This is a genomic window from Dietzia sp. B32 (assembly GCF_024732245.1).
GTDB lineage: Bacteria > Actinomycetota > Actinomycetes > Mycobacteriales > Mycobacteriaceae > Dietzia.
This window is the reverse complement of the sequence record NZ_CP093845.1, coordinates 2,114,830-2,131,631: the sequence shown is the minus strand read 5'-3', so window position 1 is coordinate 2,131,631 and position 16,802 is coordinate 2,114,830. Positions and strand designations below refer to the sequence as shown.

Below are 16,802 nucleotides of genomic sequence, written 5' to 3'. Positions count from 1 at the left end.
AGAACGGAGGACGCCATGACCGCCACGATTCCCTTCCGGCCCCCTGCTGCGCGACCGGAACTCAGCGACCGGGAGGTGGAGGTGCTCGTCGCCTGGCTCGTCTCGGACAGCAAGCGCGAGGTCACCGAGCGGCTGTTCCTCGCCGACTCCACCGTCAGCACGTACATCCAGCGGGTGAGGTCCAAATACGAGGCCGTCGGTCGGCCCGCGCGTACCAAGGTGAGGCTGCTGCTACGGGCCCTGGAGGACGGCCACATCACACTCGACGACCTCTGACGGGTCGCGGGGCCGTCGACGACGGTGGCGTCGCCGTCGGTGGGGATTTCACCTCCCGAGAACACACGGGGTAGCCTTGAGCGGTTGCTGACGCAACGACCCTCCTGCCACGGAGACACCGTGGCCGAATCTGTAGTCCACAGGAGGTGATGAGGTCCCATGCGTCAATACGAAGTGATGGTCATCCTCGATCCGAGTCTCGACGAGCGCACCGTTGCGCCGTCGCTGGACACGTTCCTCAACGTGATCCGGCAAGAGGGCGGTTCGGTTGACAAGGTCGATGTCTGGGGGAAGCGCCGCTTCGCCTACGAGATCAACAAGCAGACCGAGGGCATCTACGCCGTCGTGCAGATCAAGTCCGAGCCGGACGCGGTCAAGGAGCTGGATCGTCAGCTCGGTCTGAACGAGAGCGTCCTCCGCACCAAGGTGCTCCGCGCCGACAAGTGACCCGGAGTGTCCGACCGCCCCGGTAATCTGGGCGCGGTCGGTCGGCCTTCGATCACCATCCACCTCAGGCTGTAATACGCCGGCTTCAACACGGAGGACAAGCGCATGGCACAGGGCGACACCCCTATCACAGTGGTCGGGAACATCGTCGCGGATCCCGAGCTGCGGTTCACGCCGTCGGGTGCCGCGGTGGCGAACTTCCGGATCGCCTCCACGCCACGCCGCTTCAATTCGCAGACCAACCAGTGGGAGGACGGCGAAGGCCTGTTCCTCACCTGCAACGTCTGGCGCCAGGCGGCGGAGAACGTCGCCGAGTCGCTGCAGAAGGGCATGCGAGTCATCGTCAACGGTCGGCTGCGCCAGCGGTCGTACGAAACCCGTGAGGGCGAGAAGCGCACCGTCTACGAGGTGGAGGTCGACGAGGTCGGCCCGTCGCTCAAGTACGCCACCGCCAAGGTGACCCGCACCAACCGCGAAGGCGGCGGGGGCGGTGGCCAGCAGGGCGGCGGCTTCCAGGGTGGCGGACAGCAGGGCGGCGGCGGATTCCAGGGCGGCGGTCAGCCGCAGGGCGGATACGGCGGCGGCCAGGGCCGTGGTCAGCAGAACGACGACCCGTGGGGCAGTGCCCCGCAGGCCGGCGGTTCCGGTGGCTTCGGTGGCATGGACGACGAGCCCCCGTTCTAGAGCGAGTCGATTTCCCCGGGGGCGCAGCGCGCGTCCCACCCCATAAGCATGAGACATGACCTCGCGACATCCCGGCCCCGGTCGGGTCCGTCGGAGGAAAGAAAGGTAGACGGATCATGAAGCTGATCCTCACCGCCGACGTCGACAAGCTCGGTGCGCCGGGCGACATCGTCGAGGTCAAGGGCGGATACGGTCGTAACTTCCTGCTCCCGCGCGGGTTGGCCATCGTGGCCACCCGGGGCGCCGAGCGTCAGGTCGAGTCCATCAAGCGGGCCCAGGAGGCCCGTGAGGTGCGCGACGCGGACCACGCCAACGAGCTCAAGCAGAAGCTCGAGTCGCTGGCCGATGTCAAGGTCGCGGTCAAGACCTCGGACACCGGCAAGCTGTTCGGCTCGGTCACCGCGGGCGATGTCGCCTCGGCCATCAAGGCTGCGGGCGGCCCGACCCTCGACAAGCGTGCCGTCGAGATGCCTAAGGAGCACATCAAGTCGACCGGCGCCCACAGCGTCGTCGTCGACCTGGGACACGACACCACCGCGCGCGTCGCGGTCGAGGTCGTTCCCGCCTGATTCACCGCGAAGGGCCCCGGTCGTCACAGTGACGATCGGGGCCCTCGCTTTTGTGGACGGCCTGTGGATAACTAGTTGTAATGCCTAGGGTCCGGACGGTTCTCAGATCGGTGCCGTTCATCTTTCGTTATCCATTGTGTCCCTGTTTGTGACGTGGTAAGCGGCGTTCTCCACCGACGCGGCGACCTGCGACAATGTTGGTGACCTGCGGTTTTGCAGGAAGTGGCCTGGGCATTCCACCGGTTCTCCACAGTGATACGCCCATCGGCCCTGCGTAACTCACATCCATCCACAGTTGTCCACAGGTGCTCTCTCGCAAATGTGGATAGACCTGTGGATAACTGGTCGGACAGGGCGCCGGGCGTGTCGGTCCGGTGACCTACAGTGAAGGGGTCGCTCGGCGCCTGAACCGGGGTGCCCGTACGGGGTCGGTGCGTGTTCGGGGTCGGTGGCGGTACGAGTTCTACAGCGGAGAGGAGCGGTCATGGCGCAGGGGGGATTCAGCGGTCCCGGCGAGATGCCGCCTCCGCCGGACGAGGGGGGCGGCGGCGAGTTCGGCCGCACCCCGCCGCAGGACCTCACCGCCGAGCAGTCCGTGCTCGGCGGGATGCTGCTGAGCAAGGACGCCATCGCGGACGTGGTGGAGGAGATCCAGCCGGGCGACTTCTACAAGCCCGCGCACCAGGCGATCTACGACGTGATCCTCGACCTGTACGCCCGCGGTGAGCCGGCGGACGCCGTCACCGTTGCCGCCGAGCTCGACCGCCGCGGTGACCTCCGCCGTGCCGGCGGTGCCCCGTATCTGCACACGCTCATCTCCACCGTCCCCACCGCGGCCAACGCCGGGTACTACGCGCAGATCGTGGCGGAGAAGGCGGTGCTGCGCCGCCTGGTCGACGCAGGCACCCGCATCGTGCAGTTCGGTTACTCGGGTTCCGAGGGCGCGGACGTCGCCGAGGTCGTGGACCGCGCCCAGGCGGAGATCTTCGAGGTCACCGAGCGGCGCACCACCGAGGACTTCGTGATCATCGAGGAGCTGCTCCAGCCCACGATGGACGAGATCGACGCGATCCACACCGCGGGCGGGCTCGCCCAGGGGGTGCCCACCGGATTCGCCGACCTGGACGCCGTCACCAACGGCCTGCACGGTGGCCAGATGATCATCATCGCCGCCCGACCCGGTGTGGGTAAGGCGCTCGCGCTGCATACCGTCCTGCCCACGCCCGACGGGCAGACCACCATGGGCGAGGTCGTGGTGGGGGACCGGGTGCTGGGTGCCGACGGGCAGCCCACCGAGGTCGTCGCCGTGACCGAGGTGTGGCAGGACCGTCCGTGCTTCACCGTCCGGTTCAACGACGGCACCGAGTTGGTGGCCGACGCCGAGCACGAGTGGCGTATCGAGATGGGTGGCACCGAGCAGATCGTCACCACCAAATCGCTCGACACCCTCATGCTGGTCTGTGACTTCGGGATCGTCGTCCCCGAGCATCCCGGCTCCGGCCGGGCGGCCCGGGTGATCACGGATGTGCGCGGCGCCGAGAGCGTCCCGGTGAAGTGCATCGAGGTGGCCGCTGCCGACCACCTGTACCTGGCGGGCCCCACCGCGATCCCCACGCACAACTCGACCATCGGCCTGGACATCATGCGGTCGTGCTCCATCAAGCACGGCCTCGCCTCGGTGGTGTTCTCGCTGGAGATGAGTCGTACCGAGATCGTCATGCGTCTGATGAGCGCCGAGGCACGCGTCAAGTTGTCCGACATGAAGTCGGGCAAGATGAGCGACGAGGACTGGACCCGGATGGCCCGGCGCATGGGCGAGATCTCCGAGGCGCCCCTGTTCATCGATGACTCTCCCAACATGACGATGATGGAGATCCGCGCCAAGGCCCGCCGGCTCAAACAGAAGCACGACCTGCGGCTGATCGTGGTGGACTACCTGCAGCTGATGTCCTCGGGCAAGAAGGTCGAGTCCCGTCAGCAGGAGGTCTCCGAGTTCTCTCGTCAGCTCAAGCTGCTGGCCAAGGAGATCGACGTCCCCCTGATCGCGATCTCCCAGCTGAACCGTGGCCCGGAGCAGCGGACGGACAAGCGGCCCCAGGTGTCCGACCTCCGTGAGTCCGGCTCACTGGAGCAGGACGCGGACATCGTCATGCTGCTGCACCGGCCGGACGCCTCCGAGCGCGACGACCCGCGCGCCGGCGAGGCCGACCTGATCCTGGGCAAGCACCGTGGTGGTCCCACGTCCACGATCACGGTGGCGCACCAGCTCCACTACTCGCGGTTCGTGGACATGGCGCGGGGCCTGTAGCTGCTCCTGCCGGGTGCCAACTAGTCGTCCGTTCGAATTTCCACGGCGCGTCGAACCTGCATGGATCTTGCGGTGCCCGGATGTGGTGAGTATGGCTCGACGGTGGAGGTACGGTCATCGCGGTGCCATGGCTGCCATCGGGGTGCGTCGACGCCGGGACGAAAGAGTGGGCACGGATGACGACGGTAGACAACGCGGTATACAAGGACGGTCGTCGTACCGCGGACCCATCGAGCCTCGATGAGACCTTCGAGTTGATGCGGCAGCGTGCCGGGATGGCCTGGATCGGTATGTACAGGGCCGATCCTGACGAGATCAAAGCCGTGTCCGAAGAGTTCGGCTTGCACGAGCTGGCGGTCGAGGATGCGCTGCGCGGTCACCAACGAGCCAAGCTCGAGCGCTACGGAGACGTCCTGTTCGTGGTGTTGCGCCCGGCCCGATACATCGACGCGGACGAGACGGTCGAGTTCGGTGAGGTGCACATCTTCGTTGGACCGGACTTCGTGGTGACTATCCGGCAGGCCGAATCCCCGGATCTGCGCCGGGTGCGACGACGGATGGAAAGCGATCCCGAGCTCTTGGGGCTTGGACCTCAGGCGGTGCTGTACGGAATTCTCGACGAGGTCGTGGACCAGTATTTCCCGGTGGTGGCAGGTCTTGAGAACGACATCGACGAAATCGAGGATGAGATCTTCTCAGGCCACGCGGATGTGTCGCGTCGAATCTATGCGCTCTCCCGGGAAGTGATCGAATTCCAACGTGCGGTCCAACCGCTGGTCGGGATGCTCGAAGCGCTACAGCTGGGGGCGCAGAAGTACTCCATGGATGAGGAGCTGCAGAGGCGACTTCGCGATGTGGACGACCATGCGATCCGAATCAGCGACCGCATCGGTGGTTTCCGGGCGCTGCTGAACAATGCGCTGACGGTGCAGGCGACCCTGGTCGGCCAGCGGCAGAATGACGAGATGAGACGACTGACGGAATCCAGCCTCGCGCAGAGTGAAGAGGTCAAGCGGATCTCGTCGTGGGCGGCAATCCTGTTCGCGCCGACCCTGGTGGGCACCGTCTACGGAATGAACTTCCAGAAGATGCCCGAACTCGGCTGGGAGCTCGGCTACCCCTTCGCATTGCTATTGATGCTGATGATGGGTCTGGGGTTGTTTGGTGTGTTCAAGCGGAACAAGTGGCTCTGAGCTCGGCCGGTCTCGAGGTAGCGCTCCGGTCGGGTGATCGCCCCATGCGGCATTGACCGTTCCGGGCCCGGCGAGTAGGACGTTGGGCATGGGCACTGACGGAGGTCAGCGGGGAGTTCAGCGGAGCGCCATGCCCGTCCCGAGGGAACGAACCGTGGCGTTCGGATTCGAGGACGTCGCTGACGAGCGTGCCGATTGGCACTCGGTTCGTACCCGCCTGGAGGAGGTGAACGCCACCGGCGCCACGATCTCGGTGGGGCGCGGGGACTGGCTGGCGTTTCCGTTCGACGCGGCCCCCGAGTGGGAATCCTCCGTCGTCGCCAGGACCGGACGTGATTTCGTCCGGGAGGCGCTGGCGGGACTCGACGGACTCGCCATCACGCTGGTGGTCGATGCCCTCGCTCCCCGGGCGATCGAGCGGGATCCGGCCATCGCCGGCCGGACGATCGATGGGGAGTCCTCGACGGACTTCCTGGCGGTCTCCGCCCTCGACGGTGGCCACTTCGGCGCTCACCTAGTGGATATCTGCCGCGAGGTGGCTCGCCGCTACCGGCCGGAGAGGATCAGTCTGACGGAGCTCATGTTCGACGATGCCACCTTCGGTACCGAGGACCTGTCCCACTTCACCGAGCACACGGGCCGCCCGGGGTTCCCCACGCGCGAGAACGAGGAGATCGACGTCCACCACTCGGCCATCCACCGCTGGCGCGCCGAGTCCCTGGCTCGAGTGATGCGCCGGATCTCTGAGCGGGTCGCCGAGTTCGATGTCCCGGTGGAGATGGACGTCCGCGTCAACTGGGAGGACCCCGACGGCGACAGGCCGGACTCCGGTCACGACTACGGTCTGCTGCTCGGCTCCGTGGACCGCATCGCGGTCTGGAACTACTTTGCACTGGGCAATCGGGATCCGAGCTACGGCGCCGTCCTCGTCGCATCCCTTCGCCGTCGTTTCGGGGACCGAACAGTGATGTCGACCGGATTGTGGAGTCGGGGAGCTGCTGTCGTGTCGCCGCGGGACCTGAGTGCCGGCCTGAGGGCGGTCGCGGCGGCCGGGGCGCACGCGGTGTCGGTCATCCCGGCGAGCATGATGGATGAGGACCACTGGGAGGTCCTCGCGGAGATCTGGGCCGAGCCCCCGGTCACCCGGCCGACCGGCTTCCCCGGAGAGCGCCGGACCGACCAGGAGGGGGCACGACGATGATCGAGGTGCGCCCAGCCGACCGGTTCGACGACGTCGCAGTCCTCCTGGGGCCGAAGAAGAACCCGGATGCCTCTGTCTGTTGGTGCCTGAGTCACCGACTGGACGCGAAGACCAACAGGTCGCTTGTCGGTCGTGCTCGCGGCGACCTCGTCCGCGACCTGTGTGGGAGGGACATCGCACCGGGCGTACTCGCCTATCTGGGCGACGAGCCCGTCGGGTGGGTTGGGGTCGCCCCGCGACGCGAGCTGCCCGTCGCGCGATCCCGGGTGGTGCCGACGGTCGACTCGGTGCCGGTGTGGTCGATCTTCTGCATCCGGGTCCGCCCCGGATACCGCGGCAGGGGGATCGCCCACGCCCTCGTCTCGGGGGCGGTCGACTTCGCCCGCGAGAACGGAGCCCCCGCGGTCGAGGCGGTGCCCGTCGACAACGGTGCGGAGAAGGTCGACCTGACCATGGCCTTCGTCGGCTTCCGCACCCTGTTCGAGTCAGCAGGCTTCGTCAAGGTGGCCGATACCTCGTCGGTGTCGTCGGGCTTTCCACGGATCGTGATGAGGCGACCGCTCGGGTGACCGCGTCGACGAACTCACAGCAACACGAACTCCCGGAAACCCGGCGTCACAGCACCCCGAGCTCACGTGCCCGCGCCACCGCCGCGGTCCGCGAGGTGACGCCGAGCTTGTCGAAGACGTGGACGAGGTGCGTCTTGACCGTCGCCTCCGACACGTGCAGTGACGCGGCGGCCTGCCGGTTGGTCGCCCCGGTGGCGACGGCCCGCAGGACCTCCGACTCCCGCTCGGTCAGCACCGGCCGCGGGTGGCGCATCCGGCTGATCAGCCTCGCGGCGACGGTGGGGGACAGGGCGCTCTCGCCGGCGGCGGCGGCGCGCACCGCGCCCAGCAGCTCGTCGGGGCCGGCGTCCTTGAGCAGATAGCCGCAGGCCCCGGCCTCGATGGCGCCGAGGATGTCCGCGTCCGTGTCGTGGCTGGTCAGCACCAACACCTGAGGAGGGTCGGCGAACCCTCGGATCGCTGCGGTGGCCAGCACACCGGCGGTGGCATCCCCCGCGAACCGCAGGTCCATCAGCACCACGTCCACATCTCCGATCCTGCACCGTTCCACGGCAGCATCGGCCGCTGACGCCTCGGCGATCACCTCGATCTCGGGATCGGCGGCGAGCAGCGCACGGAGCCCGGTTCGCACCACCGCGTGATCGTCCGCGATCAGGACACGCGTCCTCGTCGTCGTCATCTCTCGTCCCCCGAGCGGGTCCCCGGCGCCGTCTCCCGCACCGGCAGTACGGCGCGGACCACCGTGCCCGACCCCGGCTCGGAGTCGACCTCGAACCGCCCGCCCAGGTCGCCCACCCGCCGTGCCATGCCGTCGAGCCCGAATGAGGCGGCGGTGCGCGGGGCGGCGATGTCGAAGCCGCGGCCGTCGTCGGCGATCTCCAGGGCCACGGTGGTGGGGGAGCCGGACAGGGTCAGCGTGATCTTCTGCGGCGCACCGTGCCGCACCGCGTTCGTCAGGGCCTCCTGCGCCACCCGGACGAGTACCGCGGCGAGCTCCGCCGGCGGCTCGGTGGCGTGCTCGCCGACGTGATTGTCGGTGTGCTCGCTCGCGTGCTCCGTCGTGACGGACACCTCGAGCCCGGGATTCTCGGCCCGGCACCTGGCGGCGACACGGCCCAGCGCCCCGGCCAGCGACACGCCGTCGAGCGGCGCGGGCCGCAGGGCGGCGATGAGACGGCGGGTCTCGGTGAGGTTCTCGCCCGCCACCTCCCGGGCCAGACGGATCTGGTCGACTGCCGGCCCCTGGGGTGCGGCGCGCTCGGCCGCGTGCAGCAGCATTCCGATGCTCGCGAGCCCCTGCGCGACGGTGTCGTGGATCTCCCCGGCCAGCCGCGCGCGCTCGGCCTCGCGGCCCACCTCCCGTTCCCGCGACGCGAGCACCGAGCGGGTGGCCACGAGCTCGGCGATCACCTCCCGCCGGGCCCGGGACTCGCGGTGCAGTGCCCGGACGCCGGCGCCCAGGCCGAGGGCCACGAGCGCTCCCACCGTGGGGCCGATGACCCCGGCTGGAGTGAACCCGTGATGCAGGCCCAGGGCGACGACCGCCACGGCGGACAGCGCCGCCACCGCCGCGGTGCCCGCCCACACGCCCAGGAGGAACTGCACCAGGAAGAACAGGGGGAACGCCAGGTAGGCGGCCTCGGGAACCCGGACCACGAGGCACGCCCACAACGCCAGGACGACGATCAACCAGCCGACCCGGACGGCGGCGGTCGTCGGGCGACGGCGCGCCCACACGGTCCCCGCGACGTACGCGGCCGCGAACCCCACCGCGGCGCCGACCGCCAGCGGATCGGGCATGCCGGAGGTGTCCCGATGCGCGCTGACCAGCGTCAGGGCCAGCAGTGCGGCCACCAACGTGTGCAGTGCCACCTGGAGCTGCGCGAACACCACCCGGACCCCCGCCGACTCGGGTGGGAGCTCGGCGGCGGGCGCGGCGGCGGCGGGCGCGGGCGCGGAGGTCACCCGGTCGACGCTAGTCGTCGCTGTAGACCTCGGCATCCATCGAACGGTGGAGGCCGGCCCCACCGTTCGTCCCCGCGGGACCACCCTCGTGGCCGATCCGGTCCGGCGTCCGCGGGACGAGCCTGGAGGCAGACCTCCACGAGAGTCAGTCCTCCACGAGAGCTGGACCCTCACGACTGGCAGACCCCACGAAAGGGACCCCATGTTCTTCGCACTCCGCGAACTCCGCACCGCGCGGTGGCGATTCGCCCTCATCACGGGCGTCGTGCTGATGCTGTCCGTCCTGGTGGCGGGCCTGCTCGGCCTGACCGCCGGGTTGGCACACCAGAGCGTGTCCGCGCTCAGGGCGCTCGGCACGGACGGCTCGGGCTTCGTCCTCCCCGCCGACGACTCCGGCGCCGTCGACCTCGACCGCGCCGCACTCACCGCCGGCCAGGTGGCCGCCATCGGCGCGGAGGACCCTGCGGCCGTGCCGCTGGGTATCGCGAGGACGACGCTGGACGACGGCACCGAGACCGGGGTGTCCGTCGTCGCCGTGGGACTGGCCGGACCCGTGGGATCGGTGGCGCCACCGGCGCCGGGGGAGGTCCTGGTCTCCGACGGTGTCGACGACGAGGTGGGCTCCGACGTCGGCGTGATCCACCTCGGAAGCAGCGCGTTGGCGGTCGCCGGACACGCCGGTGATCTCTGGCATTCACACACCCCCGTCGTCGTCACCGACCTCGACACCTGGCACGCACTCGCTCCGCGCGGCGGGGACGCCACCACCATGTCCGTGGCGGCGGACGCCGTCCGGGACGCCGTCGCCGGCGACGCCGCACTCACGCTGGTCGACCCCGACGGACTCGTCGCGGCACTGCCCTCACATCGGGCCGAGAACACCTCGCTGAGCACGATGACCACCATGCTCCTCGCCGTCACCGCACTGGTCGTGGGCGCGTTCTTCGCCGTGTGGGGGATGCAGCGCCGTCGGGACGTGGCCGTGCTCAAGGCGCTCGGGGCGTCCACCGCCGCGGTCGTCCGCGACTCGGTCGGCCAGGCCGCCGTCGTCTTGGCCGTGGGCGTCGCGGGCGGGGTCGGGATCGCCGCACTGTTCGGCCTGGCCGTGGGTGGCACCGTGCCGTTCGTCGTCTCGGCCGCGACGACCCTCGTGCCGGCCGCACTGCTCGCCGTCCTCGGCCTCGCGGGCGCCGCCGTCTCGTTGCGGCCCGTGCTGACCGCCGACCCCAACTCCGCCCTGGGGGCGGCCCGATGAACTGCTCCGAGTCCCACACCTGCAGCACCACCACGTCGTCGTCGTCGACCTCCGCGACCACCGCGCCCGTCCGGACCGCACTGAGGCTGGAGAACGTCGTCCTGACCTTCCCCGACGGCCACGGCCGGGTCACCGCCGTCGACGACGTCTCACTCGCGATCGGGCGGGGCCGCAGCCTCGCGGTGACCGGCCCCTCGGGGTCGGGGAAGTCGAGCCTGCTCGCCGTCGCCGCGACACTCGTCAGGCCGGACGCCGGGCGGGTGTGGCTGGAGACCCGGGACGGGGCGGTGGATCTCGCCGCGGTGGACGCGCGCCGAGGGGCCGAACTGCGCCGACGCGAGATCGGCATCGTGTTCCAGCAGGCCAACCTCATCGAGTCCCTCACGGCGCGGGAACAACTCGAGGCCATGGCGTGGCTGGGGGCGCGGCCGTCCCGGGCCCGACGGCGCCGCGCGCGCGATCGGGCCGACGACCTGCTGGACATGGTCGGTCTGAGCGATGCCGCCGGCCGGTCGGTCGGGGCGCTGTCCGGCGGGCAGCGGCAGCGGGTGGCGGTGGCGCGGGCGCTGATGAGCGGACCGTCGCTCCTGCTCGCCGACGAGCCGACGAGCGCGCTCGACTCCGCGTCCGGGCGGGTCGTCATGGACCTCCTGCTCGACACCGCACGTGAGCTCGACGTGGCGCTGATGCTCGTGACGCACGACGCCGCGATGGCGGCCCGGTGCGACGCGGGGGTCCAACTGGTCGACGGAGCGGTCACGACCACGTCGCCTGACAGAAGTTTTTCCTGATTTTCTCATCGTTGGTCCCTACGCTGGGGCGATGACCCTCGACGATGGCAATGCCCGGCGCGTCCCCGGGGTGTCCTCGTGGAGAGCGCCGGCGGCGGGCGCCGCGGTGCTCCTGGTTCTCCTGGGGGTCTTCGTCGGGCTGGCCCTGGCCGCTACCGACGGGAGCGTCGCGGTGGACCAGCCCGTGATGATGTGGGTGCACGGGGCGACGACACCCTGGCTCACGGCCGCGGCGGAGACCGCCAGCTATCTCGGTGGTCACGTCGTGCTGGTGGCCTCCGTCGTGATCGCCCTGCTGCTGTGTGTCCTGCGCAGGTTCGGGGGCGCATTCCTCGTGTTGGCCGCCGTGTACGGCTCGTCCAGACTCAACGTCGCCTTCAAGGCGGCGTTCGAGCGGACACGCCCGGATTTCTGGGAGCACATGTCGGCGGAGAACACCTTCTCGTTCCCCAGTGGGCACGCGATGGGGTCGATGTCGATCGCTGCTCCCCTCGTCGTCCTGGCCTGGGGTACCCGCTTCCGGTGGGCCGTGCTCGCGGTGGCGGTGGTCTACGTCGCCGCGGTCGGCGCGTCCCGCGTCTACCTGGGGGTCCACTTCCCCAGCGACGTCTTCGCGGGCTGGAGCCTGGCCGTGCTGTGGGTCGGGATCCTCGTGATGGTCCTGGTGCTGGTGACCCGCCTGCTCCGCCGGTACGCCCCCGCGCTCGCGGAATGGGTCTGAAGCCGGTCCGTCCGCACCGCGGTGAGTCCCGTTGGAGCTGATCCGATGTCACGGGGGATGCGCCGGGTTCGGGACGGTTCTGCTGCTCGGGACCCCGGCCGGGTCGTCCGGTCTAGGCTTGGCTGAGGTGAGTCCCACCGGGATCGGAACCCGGACAGCTACGGGTCGAGGAGGCGCTATGGCCGTGAACTCTCAGCAGGTGACGGGTGCCCACGCACCGGGGGGTGGGCGCCACCGCGTGGTCATCATCGGGTCCGGATTCGGCGGGCTGGCCGCAGCGCGCGCGCTCGAGAAGGCGGACGTGGACGTAACCCTGGTCGCCAGGACCGGTCACCACCTCTTCCAGCCGCTGTTGTACCAGGTGGCCACCGGCATCCTGTCCGTCGGCGAGATCGCGCCGTCCACGCGGCTGGTCCTCCGGGACCAGAAGAACGCCACCGTCGCCCTCGGTGACGTCGACCGGATCGATGTGGCCACCCGGACCATCCACGCCACCGCCGGTCACGTGGACTTCGAGCTCGAGTACGACAGTCTCATCGTCGCCGCCGGAGCCAACCAGTCCTACTTCGGCAACGACCACTTCGAACGCTGGGCACCCGGCATGAAGTCCATCGACGACGCGCTGGAGCTGCGGAGCCGGATCATGGGCTGCTTCGAGCAGGCCGAGGTGACGGAGGACGAGGCGGAACGTCGTCGCCTCCTCACCTTCGTCGTGGTGGGCGCCGGCCCCACCGGCGTGGAGATGGCCGGACAGATCGCTGAACTCGCACAGCGGACCCTGAAGGACAGTTTCCGGCGGATCGACCCGGCCCGGGCCCGCATCATCCTCGTCGACGCCGCCCCGGCCGTCCTCCCGCCCTTCGGCGCCAGACTCGGTAACGCCGCCCGCAGGCGGCTGGAGGAGTTGGGTGTGGAGATCCAGCTCAACGCCATGGTGACGGACGTGGACTACAGCGGGATCGAGGTCAAGGACCCGGACGGATCCCTGCGTCGGATCGACACGACCTGCAAGATCTGGTCGGCCGGCGTCCAGGCGAGCCCACTGGGCAGGATGCTCGCCGACCAGACCAGCGCCGAGGTGGACCGGGCCGGCCGGGTCCTCGTGAACAAGGACCTCTCGCTACCCGGGCACCCGGAGATCTTCGTGATCGGCGACATGATCAGTCTCGACAACCTGCCGGGCGTCTCCCCCGTCGCCATCCAGGGCGGCAAGTACGTCGCCAAGCAGATCGTCCGCGAGGTCGAGGGGGGACGGTCCCCGGCCGAGCGCCCGCCGTTCAAGTACTTCGACAAGGGGTCGATGGCCACGGTCTCGCGCTACAGCGCGGTCGCCAAGATCGGGCCGTTCGAGTTCCACGGCTTCGTCGCCTGGGTCCTGTGGCTGGTGGTGCACCTGGCCTTCCTCATCGGATTCAGGAACCGCGTCATCACCCTGCTGTCCTGGGGAATGCACATCGGTGACCACCGCTCGCACCTGAACTCCACCGCCCGGTGGGTCTATGCGCGTCAGGCCATCGCCGAGGCGCAGGAGCGAGACCGGCGCGACGCCGAGCGCGCGTCCGGCGGCTGACGCTCCGGCCCACCGGTCCCGGTCGAGGCCGGCCGCCACTCCTCCACCTCGTGCTGCCCGCGTTCTCACCGGTCGCGGGGGGCTGCCCGGGGTGGGACCGTGGCAGCCGACGACTCCACGCGGAAGGAGAGCGGGTGGGCAGAACACCGGGCGACGTCCCGTCGCTCACGGATCCGGGGTGCCACACGGTGCGGACGCGGTCCTCGCTCACGGTCGGGGACCTCGCGCGTCACCTCGGCGCGCCACTGGTCGGCGATCCCTCGGTCGGCGACGCCGTCGTCCTCGACATCACGGACGACTCCCGCACTGTCGCGCCCGGTCACGCCTACCTCGCCGTCGGGGGCCTGCGCCACCACGGCCTGGATTTCGACAGTCAGGCTGCGGCCGCGGGCGCCGTGGTCGTGATCAGCGACCGGCCGTCGTCCGTGCTGCCGACCCTGGTCGTCGACGACCCGCGGGCGGTGAGCGGCCCGCTGTCCTCCTGGTTCCACGGGTGCCCCTCCGCCCGACTCCGCGTCTTCGGTGTGACGGGGACCAACGGCAAGACCAGCACGTCGCACTTCCTCGAGGCGGGCCTCGCCGCGGCAGGCGAGACCACGGCCCCCTCGGCCGCACGGCGGCGACCTTCGCCGACCTGGTGATCGTCACCGACGAGAGCCCGGAGGACGAGGATCCCGCCACCCTGCGCGCCGAGGTTCTCGCGGGCGCCCGGGAGGCGGGTTCCGCCGAGGTCGTCGAGGAACCGGACAGGGACCGGGCCCTCGCACTCGCCGTGGCCGCCGCGGAACCGGACGACGTGGTGGTCATCGCGGGGCGGGGCAGTGAGAGCAACCGGCGTTTCGGTTCGCGACCGGAGCGCTTCGACGACCTCACCCGCCTGCGGCAGGCCATCGCCGCGGGCGGAACCGGGAAGCGCGGGAAACGCTCAGCCTAGAGACCGCCGACGGCACTACGCTCTCCCTCAACGCTGACGAGTTCCGGAGGGCGGACATGGGCACGCTGACATTCACCGCGACCGTCTCCGTCGACGGTTACGCCGCGGACGCAGACGGAGACTTCAACTGGTCCGCCCCGAGCGGGGAGGTGTTCCGGTTCCACGTGGAACGCCTCGAGCCGGTGGTCCACGAGGTGCTCGGGCGGCGCACCTACCAGCTGATGGAGTACTGGCAGGCCCCGCCCGAGGACGATTCGTGGAGTCCTGACGAGCACGAGTTCGCGCGACGGTGGAAATCGATCCCGCGGACAGTGGTCTCCTCGACGCTGACCGTCGAGAATCTCGTGTCCGAGCGCGATCGCCTGGTCCCTCGACTCGGCCTGGACACGCTGCGCCGCATCGTCGACGAAGCCCCGGGCGAGGTCGAGATCTTCGGGCCCACCACGGCGGCGGAGGCGATCCGGGCCGGGGTGGTCTCCGACTTCAAGTTGTTCGTCGTCCCCCGGGTGGTGGGCGGCGGGCTCCGTGCCCTGCCCCCGGACGCGACGCTGGATCTGGAGCTCGTCGATCACCGCGTCTTCGAGAACGGAACCGCCTATTCGCACTACCGGAGGCGCTGAGCCGGGTCACCACCTCACCCGCCCTCACCCCCACGAGCATCGAGGGCGGGGACTGCGATTGGACACCGTGCGCAGCCGTCGCGAAAATCGATGGGCTGATCTGTGCCACCTGCACAACCATCACCGGGCAGGGTGACCGACATCACTTGACCGCCTAGCCTTGTCGCGGTCGACGGTCGTCGGCACTCTCCGCCTGACGCCCTAGGAGGAACATGGCAACGCCGGACGGGTCCACCGAACCCCACGGGACGGGTACCGCGGTCACCGAGACGATCTCGGCCGAGCCGGTGCCCCGGCGACGGATCATCCTCGCCTCGCTCATCGGTACCACGATCGAGTTCTACGACTTCTACATCTTCGCCACGGCCGCGGTATCGGTCTTCCCGCTGCTGTTCTTCGCGGGCGGTGACTCCGGAACCGCTCTGCTGGCCTCGATGGCCACGTTCGGCACGGCGTTCATCGCGCGGCCGCTCGGGTCCATCGTCTTCGGCCACTACGGGGACCGCCTGGGTCGCAAGGTCACGCTGGTCGGCGCGCTGCTGACCATGGGTATCGCCACATTCCTCATCGGCCTGCTGCCGACGATCCACCAGATCGGCCTGTGGGCACCGGCGATGCTGACGATCCTGCGCTTCTTCCAGGGCATCGGCCTCGGTGGCGAGTGGTCGGGCGCCGCGCTCCTGGCGTCCGAGACGGCGCAACCGGGCAAGCGGGCGTTCGCGGCGATGTGGCCGCAGCTCGGCGCACCGTTCGGCTTCATCCTGGCCAACGGCATCTTCCTGCTGCTGACGATCTGGTTCTCGTACGACTCCACCGCGGCCGATCTGGACGACCCGTTCCTGGTGTGGGGTTGGCGCCTGCCGTTCCTGTTGTCGATCGTCATGGTCGGTGTCGGCCTCTACGTGCGGCTGCGCATCGAGGAGACCCCGGTCTTCGCCCGCGCGATCGTCAACAACGAGCGGGTCAAGACCCCGGTCTCGGAGGTGTTCCGCAAGAACTGGTGGGAGATCATCCTCGGCACGTTCATCATGCTGGCCACCTACGGCCTGTTCTACCTGATGACCACGTGGATCCTGTCGTTCGCGATCGGTGACGCGGACGCCGGCGGGCTCGGCTACGGGTACCAGTCGTTCCTCATCATCCAGGTGATCGCGATCCTGCTGTTCGCCGCGTTCGTCCCGATCGCCGGCTGGCTGGCCGACCTGCTCGGACGCCGCCGGATGCTCATCGGCGTCACCGCCGCGATCATCCTGTTCGGTCTGAGCTTCGGGTGGTGGCTCGAGCCGGAGGCGATGGGGACGGGCGACGACCTCGACGTGACCCGCATGCTGCTGTTCCTGTGCGTGGGCATGATGCTCATGGGCCTGACCTTCGGGCCGATGTCCGCCGTGCTGCCCGAGCTGTTCCCCACCAACACCCGCTACACGGGCTCGGGGGTGGCGTACAACTTCTCCGCGATCCTGGGTGCGGCGCTCACCCCGTTCGTCGCGGTGTGGCTGGTGCAGAACTACTCGGTCGCCTACGTCGGCTACTACCTGGTCGGGCTTAGCGTGCTCACCATCATCTCGCTGGTCTTGGCGCCGGAGACCAGCAAGACCTCCCTGTACTCGGACGAGACCGGCCCCGGAGCATCGTCTGCGGGCGAGACGCAGGCCGGCGTCCGGACCTCCTGAGGACCAGCCCTCGCGAGGGAAGGCCC

The 16,802-nt window shown here is 69.5% G+C and carries 18 protein-coding genes; 16 read left to right on the top strand and 2 right to left on the bottom strand.

The features are described from left to right. Positions 1–15: 15 nt before the first annotated feature. From L8M95_RS10195 to L8M95_RS10160, 8 genes are all read left to right on the top strand, one after another. Complete coding sequence (locus tag L8M95_RS10195) at positions 16–276, top strand: LuxR C-terminal-related transcriptional regulator (protein WP_260486039.1); 261 nt, start codon at positions 16–18, stop codon at positions 274–276. Between the two features lie 159 nt (positions 277–435). Beyond that, on the top strand, positions 436–723 hold the full coding sequence (gene rpsF / locus L8M95_RS10190; protein WP_260486038.1) for a 30S ribosomal protein S6: 288 nt from the start codon (positions 436–438) through the stop codon (positions 721–723). Between the two features lie 105 nt (positions 724–828). Further along, the gene (locus tag L8M95_RS10185; RefSeq protein ID WP_260486037.1) at positions 829–1,407 is read left to right on the top strand and encodes a single-stranded DNA-binding protein; all 579 of its coding nucleotides are present in this window, start codon (positions 829–831) and stop codon (positions 1,405–1,407) included. Between the two features lie 116 nt (positions 1,408–1,523). After that, positions 1,524–1,976, top strand: a complete 453-nt coding sequence (rplI, locus tag L8M95_RS10180) for a 50S ribosomal protein L9 (protein ID WP_260486036.1) — start codon at positions 1,524–1,526, stop codon at positions 1,974–1,976. A gap of 517 nt (positions 1,977–2,493) precedes the next feature. After that, positions 2,494–4,284 carry a replicative DNA helicase gene (dnaB, locus tag L8M95_RS10175; RefSeq protein WP_260489219.1) on the top strand — a complete coding sequence of 597 codons (1,791 nt, stop codon included), beginning with the start codon at positions 2,494–2,496 and terminating at the stop codon, positions 4,282–4,284. Between the two features lie 176 nt (positions 4,285–4,460). After that, positions 4,461–5,477, top strand: coding sequence for a magnesium and cobalt transport protein CorA (locus tag L8M95_RS10170; protein ID WP_260486035.1), 1,017 nt, complete (start codon positions 4,461–4,463; stop codon positions 5,475–5,477). Between the two features lie 88 nt (positions 5,478–5,565). Next, the gene (locus tag L8M95_RS10165) at positions 5,566–6,678 is read left to right on the top strand and encodes a hypothetical protein (RefSeq protein ID WP_260486034.1); all 1,113 of its coding nucleotides are present in this window, start codon (positions 5,566–5,568) and stop codon (positions 6,676–6,678) included. Continuing rightward, the gene (locus L8M95_RS10160; protein ID WP_260486033.1) at positions 6,675–7,247 is read left to right on the top strand and encodes a GNAT family N-acetyltransferase; all 573 of its coding nucleotides are present in this window, start codon (positions 6,675–6,677) and stop codon (positions 7,245–7,247) included. The genes L8M95_RS10165 and L8M95_RS10160 overlap by 4 nt, the downstream gene beginning before the upstream one ends. 46 nt (positions 7,248–7,293) lie before the next feature. On the opposite strand, the gene L8M95_RS10155 is transcribed toward L8M95_RS10160, so the two are convergent. Together L8M95_RS10155 and L8M95_RS10150 are read right to left on the bottom strand one after the other, a co-directional pair. Beyond that, a complete protein-coding gene (locus tag L8M95_RS10155) occupies positions 7,294–7,926 on the bottom strand; it encodes a response regulator transcription factor (protein WP_260486032.1) in 633 nt (210 codons plus the stop codon). Next, positions 7,923–9,212: a sensor histidine kinase gene (locus L8M95_RS10150; protein ID WP_260486031.1), complete on the bottom strand. Its 1,290-nt coding sequence runs from the start codon at positions 9,210–9,212 to the stop codon at positions 7,923–7,925. Before L8M95_RS10150 ends, L8M95_RS10155 begins: the two co-directional genes overlap by 4 nt. Positions 9,213–9,414: 202 nt before the next feature. Between L8M95_RS10150 and L8M95_RS10145 the strand changes: the two genes are divergently transcribed. From L8M95_RS10145 to L8M95_RS10110, 8 genes are all read left to right on the top strand, one after another. Continuing rightward, a complete protein-coding gene (locus L8M95_RS10145) occupies positions 9,415–10,467 on the top strand; it encodes an FtsX-like permease family protein (protein ID WP_260486030.1) in 1,053 nt (350 codons plus the stop codon). Continuing rightward, positions 10,464–11,258 (top strand): ABC transporter ATP-binding protein, encoded by a 795-nt coding sequence (locus tag L8M95_RS10140; protein WP_260486029.1) that lies wholly within the window; start codon positions 10,464–10,466, stop codon positions 11,256–11,258. The genes L8M95_RS10145 and L8M95_RS10140 overlap by 4 nt, the downstream gene beginning before the upstream one ends. A gap of 31 nt (positions 11,259–11,289) precedes the next feature. After that, positions 11,290–11,979 (top strand): phosphatase PAP2 family protein, encoded by a 690-nt coding sequence (locus L8M95_RS10135; RefSeq protein ID WP_260486028.1) that lies wholly within the window; start codon positions 11,290–11,292, stop codon positions 11,977–11,979. Positions 11,980–12,157: 178 nt separating this feature from the next. Then, positions 12,158–13,549: an NAD(P)/FAD-dependent oxidoreductase gene (locus L8M95_RS10130; protein WP_260486027.1), complete on the top strand. Its 1,392-nt coding sequence runs from the start codon at positions 12,158–12,160 to the stop codon at positions 13,547–13,549. A gap of 134 nt (positions 13,550–13,683) precedes the next feature. Then, positions 13,684–14,190 (top strand): Mur ligase domain-containing protein, encoded by a 507-nt coding sequence (locus tag L8M95_RS10125; RefSeq protein WP_260486026.1) that lies wholly within the window; start codon positions 13,684–13,686, stop codon positions 14,188–14,190. Beyond that, positions 14,187–14,483 carry a glutamate ligase domain-containing protein gene (locus L8M95_RS10120; RefSeq protein WP_260486025.1) on the top strand — a complete coding sequence of 99 codons (297 nt, stop codon included), beginning with the start codon at positions 14,187–14,189 and terminating at the stop codon, positions 14,481–14,483. The genes L8M95_RS10125 and L8M95_RS10120 overlap by 4 nt, the downstream gene beginning before the upstream one ends. Positions 14,484–14,539: 56 nt before the next feature. Further along, positions 14,540–15,103, top strand: a complete 564-nt coding sequence (locus L8M95_RS10115) for a dihydrofolate reductase family protein (protein ID WP_260486024.1) — start codon at positions 14,540–14,542, stop codon at positions 15,101–15,103. Positions 15,104–15,315: 212 nt separating this feature from the next. Then, a complete protein-coding gene (locus L8M95_RS10110) occupies positions 15,316–16,776 on the top strand; it encodes an MFS transporter (RefSeq protein WP_260486023.1) in 1,461 nt (486 codons plus the stop codon). Positions 16,777–16,802: the final 26 nt, after the last annotated feature.